We start from the raw sequence: 16754 nt of genomic DNA, 5'->3' as shown, positions 1-16754 counted from the left end.
TCATAACCTAACGGGTTTATTCTTTTAACACAATTCTCTTTTATTTAAAGAACAAATAACTACATTTGGCGTTTAACAAAACAGTCTAAAATACAATAAAAAATCACAATGAATAAAGTTGTCGTAGGTAGCGAAGAATGGTGTTCTTTCCCTGAATTAGGAATCCCAACAATAAAGGCCAGAGTCGATTCGGGGGCAAAAACCTCTGCTCTGCACGCTATCAATATTGCGCCATTTATCAAAAACGAATCCAGTTGGGTTAAATTTGATATAAACCCTATACAAAACAACTCCAAGACAATTATTCATTGCGAAGCCCCTTTGATAGACAAAAGAATCGTAAAAAGCTCCAGCGGATTCCGAGAACAACGTTATGTTATTCAAACCAATCTTAAAATTGGAGATGCTACCTGGCCTATAGAAGTAACCTTAACCAACAGAGATACTATGGGGTTCAGAATGCTGTTAGGTCGCGAAGCCATGAGCGGAAGAGTTCTGGTTGATCCGGAGCAACAATTCCTCTTAGGACAACCTACCAATGACAGCCTGAAGGAAATCTACAAAAATTCAGAAAAAGCACCTAGCGGATTACGCATTGGCCTTCTGGCAAGCAATCCCGAACTATACAGCAACAAAAGAATCATGGAGGCCGGAGAAATGCGAGGTCATGAAATGCATTTCTTAAACATCAAAGAATGCTACATCAAACTGGATGCTAAAAAGCCTGAAATTCATTATCGTGGTGGAAAAATTCTGAATGAATTCGACGCTATCATCCCTAGAATCCGACCAAGTATTACCTTTTACGGCTGTGCTTTAACACGTCAGTTTGAAGCTTTAAACGTATTTTGTTTAAACTCTTCAACTGCCATTACACAGTCCAGAGACAAACTATTTTCACTACAATTATTACTACATAGCGGCATTGGAATTCCTACTACAGGATTTGCCAATTCGCCTTTGGATACCGACGATTTAATAAAAATGGTTGGAGGCTCCCCTTTAATCATTAAACTATTAGAAGGGACTCAAGGAAAAGGAGTCGTATTAGCCGAAACCAAGAAAGCTGCCGAGAGTGTTATTAACGCTTTCAAAAGTTTAAATGCTAATATTCTGGTTCAGGAATTTATCAAGGAAGCCAATGGAAAAGATATTCGTTGTTTTGTGATTGATGGTAAAGTGGTAGCATCCATTCAGCGTGAAGCAATGCCTGGTGAATTCAGAGCTAATATTCATCTTGGAGGAACCGCTTCCATTATAAAAGCTACTTCCGAAGAGAAAAAAATAGCCATTAAAGCGGCTAAAGCAATGGATTTAAAAGTTGCCGGCGTAGATATTATTCGTTCTACAAAAGGACCTTTATTACTTGAAGTAAATTCTTCTCCTGGTCTTGAAGGAATAGAAACAGCAACCAATAAAGACATTGCCGGCGAAATGATTAAGGCTATCGAAAAAAATTTCAAATTAGACGCTGCAAATCCTAAATCGAAAGAACAATAAACAATATGGATAACAGGGCTAAAACAAGCCCTGTATAATTCAGTTTTGATAGTTTTTCTTTAAAAACAACTACCCCCACAATACTTCCGAGCAAGATAACTCCCATATTCATTCCGGCAAAAACAGTCGATGGATTTGTCGAGAAAGCTTGGTGTGCTTTTAAATAAAACAATATATTCCCGAAGTTAAAACAACCTACCAAAAAACCAAAAGTCAGATTTTTAATTTCAAATCCTCTTTTTCGGACTATTACCTCATAAAATACAGTCCAGAACATGAAAAAGAAAGCAACACAAAAAATAATAAACAAAGATGTAGTATAAGGAACAGCGTTAAAAGCAGCTACTTTTTTAAACAGAATATCAATAATTCCAAATCCTAAAAACACCAAAACAGGATATTTCAAATTGGATTTATCTGAATCATCGGTTTTATTCAAAACACAAAATAAGGCTAAAAATCCAATTAAAATTCCTGTTATTTTAGTTACTGTAAAATCTTCCTTAAAAAGCAACCAAGCCGCCACAATAGACACAAACAAGGACAATCTTTGAGCCGCATCAGTCTTTACAATTCCAATATTTTTGATAGAAGCAATCAAAAACAGAAAAACTACAGGTAACAAAATCCCCAAACTTAAATACAGACCAAATGGAGCTTCTGAGCTTATAGTTTGTACATCTGGAGAAAAAATAATGTAACAAAGTAACAACGCAAAGACGTAATTAAACAATACAATCTGCTTTGCGTTGGCAGAAGTTTTTCGGGCAATTTTAAAAATCACACCTACAGTCACACTACAAATAATACTCAATAACAAATACAACATACCTAATGGTTTAGACTTTAAAATACAAAAGCCATCCGACATATCGGATGGCTTTATATACTTAGATTTTCTTTCTCTATTACAAGAAAAGACTTAAAATGTAATAACAAATTGCTGCTAAAAGAGCTGAGACAGGAATAGTCAATACCCAAGCCCATAACAAACTTACCGTCACACCCCAGCGAACAGCTGAAACACGTTTAGTCAAACCCACCCCAATAATAGACCCTGTGATGGTGTGTGTTGTACTTACCGGCACTTTAAAATGTTCTGTAAAATAAAGTGTCAAAGCACCTGCCGTTTCAGCCGCAACCCCTTCAAAAGAAGTTACTTTGGTAATCTTAGATCCCATTGTTTTTACAATTTTCCACCCACCACTTAATGTTCCAACAGCAATAGCAGTATAACAAGCTAAAGGAATCCATTCTGGCATTGCTCCTTTAATCCCTTTATCATCATCAGGAAGAACCACTTGTAACCAATCCGGAAGACTTACAATGTCAACACCACTGGTTTTAATATAAACCGCTACTGCAGCCGCAATAATACCCATTACTTTTTGCGAATCGTTTCCTCCGTGACCTAAACTAAAAGCAGCAGAAGATAATAATTGCATTTTTTTCAAAACTGCTTCAGATTTGTGTAAATTCAAACTACTAAATACTAAAGCAAATATTGAGATTGACAAGATGATAAAAGCTACCAAAAACCATTTAATATTGTGTGATTCAAAAACTACACTCCAAAAATGAGATTCAAAACGAGGTTTTTCAATATCAGCAAAAGAAACTAACTCACCATTAACGAACCAGATAGTTGCAATCATCAATGCCACTGTAAATAGCTTAGGGCCAATGTTTTTTCGTGAAGCATTCAATAACCAAATCGATATAAAATAAGAGGCCAATACTCCTAATAATGGTGCTAAAACAATAAAAGCAATAATGATAAGAACTCCTGAAGGCATTCCTCCGTCTTTTCCGGCTTTGTACCAGCTTACAATATCGTACCAATGCCTTGTGTGCTCTACCCCATCTTCAATAATAGTATAATCTGAAAATCCGTGTATCGCAATCGCATGAGCAATCGCCGCACCTGCAAAACCTCCAATTAAAGTGTGTGACGAACTGGAAGGAATTCCTTGCCACCAGGTAATTAAATTCCAGGCAATAGCTGCAATAACCCCTGCAAGAATTACAGTTAAATTAATTTCGCTGGCATCAGCAGTTTTTGCAACTGTATTAGCTACTCCTAAACCAAAAACCCAATAAGCCAGGAAATTAAAAAAGGCAGCCCAAACAACCGCCTGAAAAGGAGTCAATACTTTTGTAGCAACCACTGTTGCAATAGCATTAGCAGCATCATGAAAACCATTTATGTAATCAAAAACAAGTGCTAAAACTATAATTGTGATAAGTAAAGTCATACGTTATTACTTCAAAAAAATATTAAATTAAGAATGTTTAACTGCAATAGATTCTAAAACACTTGCTACACTCTTACATTTGTCTGTAGCCGATTCCAGAATAGATAATACTTCTTTGTATTTAATGATGCTCTTAGCGTCTGTTTCGTTTTCAAAAATTTCAAAAACAGCCTTGTTATAAACATTGTCTGATTTGTTTTCCAACTTCGAAATTTTAGCACAAGCCGCTTTAATTTTGTGTGCGTTTTTAAAATCCCTCAATTCTTTGACTGCTATTTCAATATGCTGACAAGCTTCCAAATTAATCTCGGTTAATTTACGAATCGATTTAGTAATCTTGTCCACCTGATACAAACGCATAATGCTTGAAGCACCGTGCAAACGATCGGCAACATTATCAATAGAAGTAACCAATGAGTGAATATCTTCGCGGTCAAACGGAGTAATAAAGTTTTTACTCAACTCTAAATTTGTCTGACGTGTAATGTCTTCTCCTTTTTGCTCTAATTCATCAATTTTATGAAAAAGAACTTCTCTTTCTTTTAAAGGAAGGTTGACAGCTTCGTGTAAATTAGAAGCCAACTCAATCAAATTACTTGAAGCTTCTTCAAAAAGTGGAAAGAATTTTTTATCCTTTGGTACTAAAAATTGGAAAATACTGTTTATTGACATTTTTTACTTTATTTTTTAGATAGCAAAAATACTTTTTTTTATTTCATGTTAAAGTTATTTCAAAAATTAATCCTTCTAAATCGTAATTTTTTATTCTCCCTCTGTTTGAATCTGCTAATTTTTAATTTGCTAATCGCTTTAAATCTAAGCCTAAACTTCTTTTCAAACCATTAATCATTAATCTTAAAGTTTCAAACCTCATTCTTCATCTATTATTTTTCACAAAAAACAGGCTATTTCAAAAAATTTAAAGCCGAATCGCTATAATTAAAGACAGTAAAAACATATATTTGCTCTTTTTTTAAAATTATTCACAAAAACCAAATAAAGGTTTTTGCTTTTTATAAAAAACTGTATTTTTGGGGACTATTATGACAAACAACAGAACTACATATCATTCTTCGATAAAAACTCAAATTTGGGTTTCAATTTCTGTTACAACTACTACTACCCCTTAGGGGTATTCATCATTACATATAATCCTGATTGATACATACTTTTTTATTAGAAGAAAGGTGTTGGGTGTATATAAAATATTGCATTTTTAAAATAAAACAAACAAAATGAAAGTATTAAAATTTGGCGGAACTTCGGTAGCCAATGCAAAAAATATAAAACTAGTTTTAGATATTGTTCTCAACAAAGCTAAAAACGACAAACTAATTGTTGTTGTTTCGGCCCTTAGTAAAGTAACCGATTTATTGCAATTAGCGGCTTCAAAAGCAGCTTCAAACGACGAAAGTTACAAAGACATCGTTGCTGAAATCGAGAAAAAACACTTAGATGCGTTAAAAGAATTAATTCCTGTAAGCGAACAAAGCAGTTTATTAAGCCACATTAAAAGAATCATCAACCACCTTGAAACTATTTTAGACGGTTGTTTCCTTTTAGGCGAATTATCTGCAAGAACATCTGATACTATTTTAAGTTTTGGCGAATTACTTTCATCTTACATCATTGCCGAATCTTTAAAACAAAACCTAAAAAACAGCAGCTACAAAGACAGCCGTGAGTTGATTAAAACCAACAATAATTACGGAAAAGCTGCCGTAAACTTTGAAGTAACTAACTTATTAACTACTACATTTTTTAGTTCGAATGACTCTCAGGTAGTGGTTATGCCTGGTTTTATTGCTTCTTCTTTAGACGAAATCAATACAACTCTAGGTCGTGGTGGATCAGATTATACTGCAGCTATTATGGCTGGAGCTTTAAACGCTACTGAACTGGAAATCTGGACTGACGTAAACGGAATGTTTACTGCCAATCCTAAAATTGTAAAACAAGCCCAACCTATTGCATCTATTTCCTATCAGGAAGCGATGGAGTTGTCGCATTTTGGTGCCAAGGTTTTATACCCGCCAACGATCCAACCGGTTTTAAGAAAGAATATTCCAATTCATATCAAAAATACTTTCGAACCGGAAGCTGAAGGAACTTACATTTCTGATGTTTCTACTTCAAATGGAAATCCGGCAAGAGGAATTAGCCATATTGACAACATTACTTTGATTACACTGGAAGGTCCTGGGATGATAGGAGTTTCAGGTTCGTCAAAAAGACTTTTCGAAGTTTTATCGAATGAAAGCATCAACGTAATTTTCATTACTCAGGCTTCTTCAGAGCATTCTATTTGCATCGGAATCCTGAATTCTGATGCCGAAGTTGCCGAAAATGCCATCAACAAAGCATTCGAAATCGAAATCGCTCAAAACAAAATCGATCCATGCATTGTGGAGAAAAACCTTTGCATCATTGCATTGGTTGGTGAAAACATGAAAAACCACCAGGGACTAAGCGGAAGAATGTTTAGTACTTTGGGTAAAAATAACGTGAACATCAGAGCGATTGCCCAAGGTGCTTCCGAAAGAAATATCTCGGCAGTAATTAACGAAAGAGACGTTAAAAAAGCCCTGAACACTTTGCACGAAAACTTCTTTGAGGAAAACACCAAACAGCTGAATTTATTCGTGATGGGTGTGGGTAACGTAGGTGAGAAATTCATCGAGCAAATCCACCAACAAAAGAAATTCTTAAAAGAAAATCTAAAAATCAATGTTCGTGTGATTGCTTTGTCTAATTCAAGAAAAATGCACTTTGATGACGATGCAATTGATTTAGATTCATGGCAGACGGCTCTTGACAACGGAGAAACAGCTAACAAAGAATTATTTCTGGAAAAAGTAGCTGCGTTAAATTTACGCAACTCTATTTTTGTAGATATTACTGCCAATGCTGACGTTGCTGCCACTTACGAGCACTTCTTAAAACAAAGTGTGGGTGTGGTAACCTGTAACAAGATTGCCTGTGCTTCGGCTTATGACAATTACAAAAACCTGAAAAAATTATCAAGACAATACAATGCGCCTTTCTTGTTTGAAACCAATGTGGGTGCAGGATTACCAATTATCGATACGGTTAAAAACTTAATCGCATCTGGTGATAAAGTGCATAAAATCCAGGCGGTTTTATCGGGAAGTTTGAACTTTATCTTTAACAATTTTGACGAAAACAACTCGTTCCATGATGTGGTTAAAGAAGCAGGAGTTCAAGGATTTACGGAACCTGATCCAAAAATCGATTTGAGCGGAATTGACGTTGCCAGAAAAATTCTGATTTTAATTCGCGAAAGCGGTTACAAAATGGAAATTGAAGATATTGAAAACCAGGCTTTCTTACCAAAGGAATGTATGGACACTAAAAACAACGAGGAATTTTTCAAATCGCTAATTACCTACAACAGTCATTTTGAAGGTATTTTGGCAGAAGCCAAACAAAAAGACAGTAGATTGAAATTTGTGGCTCAATTTGAAAACGGAAAAGCAAGCGTAGGTTTGCAATTCATTCCAAAAGACCATCCTTTCTATAATTTAGAAGGAAAAGACAATATTGTTTTGTTCTATACCGATCGTTATGTTGACCAGCCTTTATTGATAAAAGGTGCCGGTGCTGGAGCAGCAGTTACCGCTTCGGGAATTTTTGCTGATGTAATCAGAATTGGAAATGTCTAGAATAGGCCACTAAGGCGCTAAGACACTAAGTTTTTTTGATTTTTATTAAGATATTAAGTTGTAGACTATTAGTATCAAATTTTATAAGAATCTTAAAAATGTAAAGCCTTAACCCTTAGAAGCTAAAAATAAAATTTGTGCCTTTGTGCCTTCGTGGCAAAAAAATAAATATATGAATGAAGTAAAAGTATTTTGCCCTGCAACTATTGCCAACCTTTCCTGCGGATTTGACGTTCTGGGATTGTGTTTAGACAATGTAGGTGACGAAATGATTGTTCGAAAAACAGCTGAAAAAGGTGTTCGCATCAGCAAAATTGAGGGTGCTAATTTGCCTTTGGAAGCCGAGAAAAACGTTGCCGGAGTAGCTTTATTAGCGATGTTGGAAGAAGTAGATGCCGAATTTGGATTCGAAATCGAAATTTACAAACACATCAAAGCCGGAAGCGGTATTGGTAGTTCGGCTGCCAGTTCGGCAGGAGCGGTTTTTGCTGCCAATGAATTATTAGGCAATCCGTTTTCTAGAAAAGAATTGGTAAAATTTGCGATGCAAGGCGAAAAATTAGCTTCGGGAAATGCCCATGCCGATAACGTTGCCCCTGCCCTTTTAGGCGGATTCACGTTGGTTAGAAGTTCAAATCCTTTGGATATTATCAAAATTGATAGTCCTGACGAATTGTTTGCAACCGTAATTCACCCACAAATTGAATTGAAAACTTCCGATGCGCGTTCGGTATTAAAACAAACCGTTTCCCTAAAAAGCGCGATTACCCAATGGGGAAATGTAGGCGGATTAGTTGCCGGATTATACACTCAGGATTACGACTTAATCGGACGTTCTTTGCATGACGAAATTGTAGAACCGTTGCGAAGCGTATTAATCCCTGGTTTTGATTTAATCAAACAATCGGCTTTAGAAAACGGAGCCTTAGGTTCAGGAATATCCGGTTCCGGTCCTTCTATTTTTGCGTTGAGCAGAGGAAAGGAAACCGCCGAAAAAATTGCAAAAGGCATGAGTGCCGTTTACGATACGATGAATTTACCTTATGAAATTCATGTGTGTAAAGTAAATGATACCGGAATGAAAGTAATTTAGTCCCTAGAACTTAGTCCTTAGCCTTTAGTAATAAAACTAAGAACTAACTGCTGAAGGACTAATAAAAATAAAAAACTAAGGACTAAGGACTAAAAATCTAAGAACTAATAGAAAAAAATGAAATATTACAGTTTAAACCATAACGCACCAAAAGTTTCTTTTCAGGAAGCCGTAATTCAAGGATTAGCAGCCGATAAAGGATTGTATTTTCCGGAAAGCATCACTGCGCTTCCACAATCTTTTTTTGACAATATAGAGAACTTAAGTCATGAAGAAATTGCTTTTGAAGCTATCCAACAATTTGTAGGTGACGAAATCCCAACAGAAACCCTAAAACAAATCATTGCCGAAACCTTGTGTTTTGACTTTCCTGTGGTTCCTGTTGAAAACGGAATCTATTCTTTGGAATTATTCCACGGTCCTACTATGGCGTTTAAGGATGTTGGAGCGCGTTTTATGTCGCGTTGTCTGGGTTATTTTAACAAAGACAAAAAAGACAACACCAATACTGTTTTAGTAGCCACTTCAGGAGATACTGGAGGAGCTGTTGCAAGCGGTTTCCTTGGCGTACAAGGCGTTGAAGTGGTGATTCTTTATCCTTCAGGAAAAGTGAGCGACATTCAGGAAAGACAATTAACTACATTGGGACAAAATATCAAAGCATTGGAAGTTGACGGTGTTTTTGATGATTGCCAGGATATGGTTAAGAAAGCCTTTTTGGACGAAAGTTTAGCTCATAAAAACCTGACTTCAGCTAACTCTATTAATATTGCGCGTTGGTTGCCACAGATGTTTTATTTCTTCTTTGCTTACAAAGCCTTGAAGTCACAAAACAAACCTTTAGTATTTTCTTGCCCAAGTGGAAATTTCGGAAATATTTGCGCGGGTATTATCGCTAAGAAAATGGGATTAAACATCGAACATTTTGTAGCTGCTACCAATGTAAATGATACTGTTCCAAGATTTTTAACTAACGGAATTTACGATCCAAAACCATCTATTGCAACGATTTCGAATGCTATGGACGTAGGAAATCCAAGTAACTTTATCCGTATTCAGGAAATGTATGGAAACGATTTGGCGCAGTTTAAAAAAGATTTCTCTTCATACACTTATAATGACGAAGAAACTTTAGTAGCCATGAAAAACATTTACAATACCGATGGTTACATTGCCGAACCACACGGAGCTGTAGGTTATTTAGGTTTGAAAAAAGAATTAGAAAACTACCCGAACGCTATTGGGGTTTTCTTAGAAACCGCTCATCCTATCAAGTTTTTAGACGTGGTAGAACCGGCTTTAGGAGTGACATTGCCTATTCCAACTCAAATTGAAAGCGTACTGAACAAAGAAAAAGTAAGCACTAAAATCAAAACTTATGACGAATTGAAAGCCTTTTTAGGATAAACTTTCAAAACGCAATAATAAATACAACGGCTATGGAGAGATCTTTAGCCATTTTTTTTGTGATTGTTCATACATAAAATATTATATTTTTATTTTTTTGTAATAAAAATATTATGTCTATATTTGTTTGATACTCATTATAAGGTAGCGACAACATACCTATATTTGAGTCTACACACTGATTTACAGTAAGATATACCAGTTATTTACAAGTTTAAAAAACACAAATGAAATTTTTTATACCAACCATTGATTCTGATAAAGCAGAAAATTTTTTAGAAAATTCAATCATTCGCTTTGTAGAAAGTCAAGGTTTCAAAATTCTCAGAGGCAAAAAAATTTATAGCATTATTTTTCAACACAATGGTAAAACCTTAATTGACATGGTTGGGCAAATTAGTGAATCCAATAATGAGCCAATATTTGCAATTTTAGAAACTGAAGATCTTTACTTAGTCTGTACAACTCGTAGAGGAGTGACTGGTGAGAGCCAATGCTCACAGGGAAAAAAAGTACTACTGTGGCATATTTTGACGATAATGACACAAATACATATAAATACGGCGAATGGACTTATAAATTAGTAAATCAAAACCACACAGTTGAACATCCAAAACAACAACCAAAATCAGTATTTAAATATTACTCTGTAAGCGAAAATAGTATCAGTGCGATTCTTAATCAATATTTATTTTGTAGTCATCCTTATAATTTGAATGATTCTATGGATTGCTCAACATTGTTATGGGATTTCTCAACTTTGACTGAACCATTATTTTTAAAATTCTATGAACAGTATGGATTATCAGAAGAATTCGAAGTTGATTATGAAAAAGATAAAAATAATGGATTCACTCAAATTAAAGAACTCTTCTTTAATTTTATAACAAATCATGCAGGAATTATTTCATTAACTCCCCAACCACTACATACACTGATGTGGGCTCATTATTCGAGTGAAAAAGGCTTCATGGTTGAATTAGACTGGGAAATCGTAAAAGACAATCTAAAAAAAGAAAATCCAAATCTAAACAATTATGTATTTTTTCCAGTTCAATATGTTGAAAATCTTGAAAGCATAGATTTTTTTGGTGCGAACTTTCGCTCTGCTGATGTTCCTTTTTTATACTCTGTTGGTGTTAAAAGAAATGATTGGGCATATGAAGACGAATGGAGACTCATTTCTTACGCAAAAGGTTATGGCATTCCAACTTCGATTATTTCACCTTTTCCAAATGTACCAGGACAACAAGAACGTAAAGTACATTATCCAATTGAAGCTATTAAATCAATCACTTTAGGGAAACAATTTTTTAACGGTAAAAATGTAGAAAAGTTATTTGAACCAATGACTTTTCAAATGAAAGATGTCCAAGAACTAAAACTAATTGATTTTATGATTGAGCATTTTCCTGATAAAATATTTTTATGTGGAGAATACGAAACTGAAAGAACATTTAAAAGAAGTTCAGAGAGAGTTAACATAATTAAAAAGGATAATAATATATTTACTGTAATTCGAATGAACGAAGGGTTTCATCAATAAAATTCACGATAACGTTGATTTGTAATCCTTGCCCCGCTACCGCGCGAACAATGTCATTAAGTTAAGAGTTTTTTGCTGAATTAGCAAGTGTTTTTAGTTGTTTTTTAATACTATTTTTCGTATTTTTATTATCAAATAATAACACCTGAATTTTGAAAAAAAACGAGTACTTTTATCTTCAATAAAATTAAAAATGAAATTTTTTCAGAAGAGTTTAAGTCGCATTTTAGAATATCTGATAAGTATTTCATTAGAAACAGAAAGCAACATTTTCCAATCATTTTACTCTTTATGTTAAACCTTCTGAGAAAAAGTTTATCACTTGAAATCGAAAATTTTGTTTCGTTTTTTAAACAGCAGTCTTTTCCTAAATTTACCAAAAGTGCCTTTGTTCAAGCTAGAAGAAAAATTAAACCTGAAGTTTTTAAACACTTGTCTTCTATGCTATTGGAAGAGTTTTATACCGGTAACGATGATGCAATACATCTATGGAAAGGTTTTCGACTATTAGCGGTTGATAGCACCCGAATTACCTTGCCCATAACAACAGAACTAAAAGCGATATACGGCGTTACTAAAAATCAAACAGATTCGCATATTGTACAAGCTCGTTGTTCCGTTTTATTTGATGTTTTAAATAAATATGTTTTAGATGGAGTTTTGGCTACTCCAGAAATTGGCGAAAGAGATTTAGCCCTTGTGCATCTACATTGTTGCAATCCAAAAGATTTACTCATTTATGATAGGGGTTATCCTTCATACAATTTTATACACCAACATATTGAAAAGAATATCAACTTTTTAATGCGTGTAAAAACTACTTTTAGCCAAACGGTAATGGATTTTGTTGAAAGTAAAAAAGCGTCACAAATAGTAGAAATTTTTCCGGGCAAAAACACAAAACTCTCCGATAAACCTTATGGTAAAAACACTCCAATTGAAGTACGATTGGTTCGTGTAGAATTACCTAATGATAAAGTTGAAATCCTTATTACTTCATTGTTAGACTCTCAAGAATTTCCTTCAAATCTCTTTAAAAAATTGTACGCCAAACGATGGAAAATCGAAACGTTTTACGACGAACTAAAGAATAAATTAAAAATTGAACACTTTTCGGGTTATTCGAATCAAACCATACAACAAGATTTTTATGCCGCTTTATTTATTAGTAATGTACAAACTTTGATTGTGAGTGAATTAGAAGATGAAATCAATGAGAAAAGCACTAAAATATACACTTATAAAGTAAACAATAACTTATCCTATGGTTTTTTAAAAAATCGAATTGTTGAGCTTTTTTTAAATCAAGATTCGTGTCAAGAAACTATATTAGATGAATTAAAAGAATTATTCAAATCACATCTCGTTCCAATAAGACCAAATCGGTCATTTGAGAGAAAATCAGGTAAATACAGATCTAGAATAAAACCTAAAACAACTAAGAATCAAAAGGATACTATTTGATTTCGGCTTAACTTAATGACATTGACCGCGCGAATCCTTTCGCGTGGTACATTTCAAATACCCCGATAGGCGGATTTGCAAATCCGTGCCCGCAAAGATGAGCCAGTAGAAATACTTTGTAGAGTTACTGGATGAGATTCTTCTTTCGTAGGATACAAGTTTGCGGGAATTATTAAGCGGTAAAAAACACATTAAATAAAGCTGCCACACGAAAAGAGAGTTAACAAAATCCTTTCGTGTGGCAGTTTTATTTTTATCTCTTGCTCAATTATTTATCAACGCAATCAGCAGCTAAAAATTTATATTTTACACGATCAAAATCGATAGGTTCCCCTTTTGCAAAATAAGAACGTCCTAAATAAGTTTCTATTTTTCCGTTTCCTAAAACAAGCGTATCGCCTCTTTTTAAGATCGCCAATGGGTTTTTGAAAATGGCTTTATCATTTTTTCCCTGAGTAAAACTATAATCAGCATATAAAGTATCTCCTCGAAATTCTCCTTCTATAGTTCCCACTTTTTCTGACATGGCATACATTTTCATCACCATATTTCCGGATATTTTGCCATCTTTTAAAGTATTTATTTTTAAATCAATGGTGTCATTTTCGTAGAATGCTTTGTAACAATTTACACTAATTGGTTTTTCAGCTTTGGCTGTAGCTTTAGCATCATTTGCTTTTTCATCTTTGCAGCTTTGGAAACCAATAGCAGCCAACAACAAACAACATAAACCTAGATTTTTCATAGTAATACTATTTTAGTTAAATAATTATAAGAATTGTAGTTACTAATTTACGCATAAATTGCATATTGTAACTATAGCTTTCAATTTTCTGTCAAAAAAGTTCCAAATCTAAATCTGTTTCTAAATAAAAACAAACTTTTTATTGAAATTAAAACTACAACAGCAAAACTAAGATTTAGCTTCCATTTTCAAACTATTATTTCGTATTTTTAAGGCTATGATTCCGTTTAAAAACAATCAATAACATTCTATTTATGGAACTTTTAGAGCAAATCACAAAAAAAGGATTAGTAATTGCCCGGATAAACGGTCTTTTTAACTTAGCCGAAAATTACAACATTCCTGATGATGATGAGAAACTAAAAGAATTTCTGAAAAATCAATTACTCAACCTCTCCAGATTCTCCACTTTAGAGCATTTTTTCAGTCAGGAAAATTTATTCATTCGGGCTTTTGTTTATACCTATGGCAAAGGATTTGAACACACTATTGCTTACATCGTTGGCGAGCCATTGGAACGGATTGCATATAATTTTGATGACTGCATGACCAGTAATGGATTGAAAGCCATACCGAATACTATTAGAAAAATTGCCGATGAAAAAATTTATATCATACGGGAAATGTTTACTGAAATGTTTGAAGCCAGTCGTGAAAAACAACGCCAACTTAACGCTGCAGGAATCACATTTGAAGATGTAATGCTTCAGATTTTGAATACCGCCTTTTTTATCGGGCGCAGAGTAGCCATTTCAGTCAAATTAGATTCCAAAATGACCATCAGCCTGAATGTTGAAACTCAGGACTCTCTGTACGATCACACTAAGTACGACAAAAGATACTCAATATAATTAAACTGTTTTCAAGGCTTCAATTAAGCCATCAAGATCTTCTTTGGTGTTGTAATGACTGAATGAAATTCGCAAACTGGGTTTTCTCACTAAATCATCTGAAAGAATTTCAGCCAGCACATGAGACGGTCGAATACTTCCACTCTGACAGGCGCTTCCACGGGAAACTGCAATTCCCCGCATATCTAAATGAAATAAAATCATCGCTGTTTTCTCTTCCGAAAAAGGCAATAATACATTTACGATATTGTAAAAACCATTGCTGTTTCCATTGATAGAATAGCCTGGAAAATTTTTATCCAATTGCTCAATCAGATAATTTTTGATGTCAATAATATGTTCTTTTTCCTGTTCTAAATTAGCATACGAAATCTCCAATGCCTTTGCCATACCGGCAATTTGGTGAACTGCTTCCGTTCCTGCACGCAAGCCTTTTTCCTGTTCGCCACCATAAAATAAAGGTTGTAAAGCCGAGTTTTTTCGAACAAATGCAAAGCCTACACCTTTAGGGCCGTGGAATTTATGCGCACTTGCCAATAGAAAATCTACCCCTGATGTCTGTAAATCGATTTTCATTTTTCCCATCGATTGCACCGTATCTGAATGGAAAAGAGCATTATACTGCTTGCATATTAATCCTACCCGTTTCAGGTCTAAAATTGTCCCTATTTCGTTATTAACGTGCATTAAACTCACTAAGGTTTTGACTTCCTGCGAAAGTAAAGCCGATAAATGAGTAAAATCGATTTCGCCATTAGGCAAAACATTTACATAATCTACCTGAATTGAAAATTCTCTTTGCAAAGCGGTAATAGCCAGTAAAACAGCATGATGTTCTATTTTACTACTGATAATTCGCTTTACTTTCAAATCCTGAACTGCCGAACGCAAAATCCAGTTATTGGCTTCGGTTCCTCCGGAGGTAAAAATAATTTCCTGAGCACTTACGTTAAGTTGTCTGGCTATTGATTTTCTGGAAAGTTCGAGAATATTTTTAGCATTGCGACCAAAACTATGAGTTGAAGAAGGATTTCCATAATCCTCAGTCATTACCTTAGTCATTTCCTGAATCACTTCTGGTCGAATTGCTGTAGTAGATGCGTTGTCTAGGTATATTTTTTTCATTGGTACAAAGTTATAAAATATCAATTATCAAAAGCCTCATAAGAATTGTCATTTTTTGCCTATTTTTGTCAAAATTTTTAAAATGAAAAAAGCCCTAAGCCTATTGGTTTTATTAGCGTTATTAAATGCCTGTGATGATGGAGATCTAACTCAGGAAGATATTAGCTTTGAAGATGTAAGTACTCAAAGTTGCAGCGCAAATAATATTATCTATAAAATAAAAGAGAAAGAAGCCTTACTGATGGAAATTCCAAAGACTATTTTTGTCAATGAACCTACTCCTGTTGGCTCTCCTATTGAATTAAATATTAGTACTACTAACAACAGAGTAGTCTATCGCTTTTACAACGGAACAGTGGCAACTAATAATATTTGTGAAACCATTGCGCCGGCAACTCCTGTAATTACGGATCAATGGACGGCTACTAATGGTACAATACAAATTGTAACTACAGCTATCAAAACAACTAATGAGACTACTAATGCTACCCGAATTTCGGGATACAATCATAATATTGTATTGAAAAACGTAACCTTTGCAAAAGCTAATGGAACGCAGGTTTATGAAACCTTCCCTTTTGGTGATTACACTACTTCGGTTACTGAATTAAATTTTAACTTTGACCAAACCTTAGAAAAATGTACTTCTTCTAATGAAGTTTATAATTTTAACACCAGCGAAGCTTTAATTTTAAATATCGATCCAAGTTTAATTGCAAACGAAGCCACAGCACTCAACACTCCAAGAACAGGACTTATAGGAAGTAGTTCTAATGTACTTACCTACCGTTTATTAACCGGAGCCTTAGTAACTGCTGATTATTTTTGTCAAGCTACAACACCTACAACACCATCTATCAGTCAGGAATGGACGGGTGTAACCGGAGTAAGTGGTGTAAGTGGCATCATTGAAGTTACTACAACCACCAATGGTCCTAATAGTTTTAAACACACCATTGTTCTTAAAAAAGTTTCTTTACAAAAAGGGAACAGTGATTTTAGCCTTGGAGACAGTTATAGTTTAGGCGAATTATTTACTACAAATTAACCGATTTAAATGGTTCAATATTTCAAAAAACGCTCGT

At 34.5% G+C, this 16754-nt stretch carries 14 protein-coding genes; 9 read left to right on the top strand and 5 right to left on the bottom strand.

Going from position 1 to position 16754, the window contains the following annotated elements:
- Window positions 1–108: 108 nt before the first annotated feature.
- Window positions 109–1500, top strand: coding sequence for a 30S ribosomal protein S6--L-glutamate ligase (gene rimK / locus BIW12_RS14085; protein WP_071185697.1), 1392 nt, complete (start codon window positions 109–111; stop codon window positions 1498–1500).
- Here the strand turns inward: rimK and BIW12_RS14080 are convergent.
- The 3 genes from BIW12_RS14080 to BIW12_RS14070 are packed head-to-tail and all read right to left on the bottom strand — an operon-like array spanning window position 1481 to window position 4427.
- Window positions 1481–2371 carry an EamA family transporter gene (locus BIW12_RS14080; protein WP_317040842.1) on the bottom strand — a complete coding sequence of 297 codons (891 nt, stop codon included), beginning with the start codon at window positions 2369–2371 and terminating at the stop codon, window positions 1481–1483. The two genes, rimK and BIW12_RS14080, sit on opposite strands and share 20 nt — an antisense overlap.
- Window positions 2372–2408: 37 nt before the next feature.
- Entirely contained in the window at window positions 2409–3755 is a 1347-nt protein-coding gene (locus tag BIW12_RS14075; RefSeq protein ID WP_071185695.1) for an inorganic phosphate transporter, read from the bottom strand.
- 27 nt (window positions 3756–3782) lie between these two features.
- Window positions 3783–4427, bottom strand: coding sequence for a DUF47 domain-containing protein (locus BIW12_RS14070; protein ID WP_071185694.1), 645 nt, complete (start codon window positions 4425–4427; stop codon window positions 3783–3785).
- A gap of 563 nt (window positions 4428–4990) precedes the next feature.
- Here BIW12_RS14070 and thrA point away from each other — a divergent pair.
- The 6 genes from thrA to BIW12_RS14040 all read left to right on the top strand — a co-directional run bounded on the left by thrA (window position 4991) and on the right by BIW12_RS14040 (window position 12948).
- Window positions 4991–7438, top strand: coding sequence for a bifunctional aspartate kinase/homoserine dehydrogenase I (thrA, locus tag BIW12_RS14065; protein ID WP_071185693.1), 2448 nt, complete (start codon window positions 4991–4993; stop codon window positions 7436–7438).
- A 172-nt stretch (window positions 7439–7610) separates the two neighbouring features.
- Entirely contained in the window at window positions 7611–8531 is a 921-nt protein-coding gene (locus BIW12_RS14060) for a homoserine kinase (protein WP_071185692.1), read from the top strand.
- 117 nt (window positions 8532–8648) lie between these two features.
- A complete protein-coding gene (thrC, locus tag BIW12_RS14055; protein WP_071185691.1) occupies window positions 8649–9938 on the top strand; it encodes a threonine synthase in 1290 nt (429 codons plus the stop codon).
- A gap of 227 nt (window positions 9939–10165) precedes the next feature.
- Window positions 10166–10522, top strand: coding sequence for a hypothetical protein (locus BIW12_RS16455; protein WP_071185690.1), 357 nt, complete (start codon window positions 10166–10168; stop codon window positions 10520–10522).
- Window positions 10459–11484 (top strand): DUF2971 domain-containing protein, encoded by a 1026-nt coding sequence (locus BIW12_RS14045; RefSeq protein ID WP_198033426.1) that lies wholly within the window; start codon window positions 10459–10461, stop codon window positions 11482–11484. Before BIW12_RS16455 ends, BIW12_RS14045 begins: the two co-directional genes overlap by 64 nt.
- Before the next feature lie 174 nt (window positions 11485–11658).
- Window positions 11659–12948, top strand: a complete 1290-nt coding sequence (locus tag BIW12_RS14040) for an IS4 family transposase (protein WP_157499558.1) — start codon at window positions 11659–11661, stop codon at window positions 12946–12948.
- A gap of 268 nt (window positions 12949–13216) precedes the next feature.
- Here the strand turns inward: BIW12_RS14040 and BIW12_RS14035 are convergent, their stop codons facing one another.
- The gene (locus BIW12_RS14035) at window positions 13217–13693 is read right to left on the bottom strand and encodes a hypothetical protein (protein ID WP_071185687.1); all 477 of its coding nucleotides are present in this window, start codon (window positions 13691–13693) and stop codon (window positions 13217–13219) included.
- Between the two features lie 254 nt (window positions 13694–13947).
- Between BIW12_RS14035 and BIW12_RS14030 the strand changes: the two genes are divergently transcribed.
- Window positions 13948–14544, top strand: a complete 597-nt coding sequence (locus BIW12_RS14030) for a hypothetical protein (RefSeq protein WP_071185686.1) — start codon at window positions 13948–13950, stop codon at window positions 14542–14544.
- Here BIW12_RS14030 and BIW12_RS14025 read toward each other — a convergent pair whose 3' ends face one another.
- Window positions 14545–15669 carry a cysteine desulfurase family protein gene (locus BIW12_RS14025; protein ID WP_071185685.1) on the bottom strand — a complete coding sequence of 375 codons (1125 nt, stop codon included), beginning with the start codon at window positions 15667–15669 and terminating at the stop codon, window positions 14545–14547. It lies immediately after the preceding gene.
- Window positions 15670–15751: 82 nt separating this feature from the next.
- On the opposite strand from BIW12_RS14025, the gene BIW12_RS14020 reads away from it, so the two are divergent.
- Window positions 15752–16717: a hypothetical protein gene (locus BIW12_RS14020; RefSeq protein WP_071185684.1), complete on the top strand. Its 966-nt coding sequence runs from the start codon at window positions 15752–15754 to the stop codon at window positions 16715–16717.
- Window positions 16718–16754 lie beyond the last annotated feature (37 nt).

Origin of the sequence: Flavobacterium commune (genome assembly GCF_001857965.1) — a bacterium.
GTDB lineage: Bacteria > Bacteroidota > Bacteroidia > Flavobacteriales > Flavobacteriaceae > Flavobacterium > Flavobacterium commune.
The sequence above is the reverse complement of the archived record's forward strand: the minus strand, read 5'-3'. Positions and strand labels throughout refer to the sequence as shown.

Bases quoted from the DNA above. Each gene is read 5' to 3' on its own strand.
- thrA (WP_071185693.1), top strand. From the start codon at position 4,991: ATGAAAGTATTAAAATTTGGCGGAACTTCGGTAGCCAATGCAAAAAAT.
- BIW12_RS14070 (WP_071185694.1), bottom strand. From the start codon at position 4,427: ATGTCAATAAACAGTATTTTCCAATTTTTAGTACCAAAGGATAAAAAA.
- BIW12_RS14020 (WP_071185684.1), top strand. From the start codon at position 15,752: ATGAAAAAAGCCCTAAGCCTATTGGTTTTATTAGCGTTATTAAATGCC.
- BIW12_RS14080 (WP_317040842.1), bottom strand. From the start codon at position 2,371: ATGTCGGATGGCTTTTGTATTTTAAAGTCTAAACCATTAGGTATGTTG.
- BIW12_RS14075 (WP_071185695.1), bottom strand. From the start codon at position 3,755: ATGACTTTACTTATCACAATTATAGTTTTAGCACTTGTTTTTGATTAC.
- BIW12_RS14035 (WP_071185687.1), bottom strand. From the start codon at position 13,693: ATGAAAAATCTAGGTTTATGTTGTTTGTTGTTGGCTGCTATTGGTTTC.
- thrC (WP_071185691.1), top strand. From the start codon at position 8,649: ATGAAATATTACAGTTTAAACCATAACGCACCAAAAGTTTCTTTTCAG.
- BIW12_RS16455 (WP_071185690.1), top strand. From the start codon at position 10,166: ATGAAATTTTTTATACCAACCATTGATTCTGATAAAGCAGAAAATTTT.
- rimK (WP_071185697.1), top strand. From the start codon at position 109: ATGAATAAAGTTGTCGTAGGTAGCGAAGAATGGTGTTCTTTCCCTGAA.
- BIW12_RS14025 (WP_071185685.1), bottom strand. From the start codon at position 15,669: ATGAAAAAAATATACCTAGACAACGCATCTACTACAGCAATTCGACCA.
- BIW12_RS14030 (WP_071185686.1), top strand. From the start codon at position 13,948: ATGGAACTTTTAGAGCAAATCACAAAAAAAGGATTAGTAATTGCCCGG.
- BIW12_RS14060 (WP_071185692.1), top strand. From the start codon at position 7,611: ATGAATGAAGTAAAAGTATTTTGCCCTGCAACTATTGCCAACCTTTCC.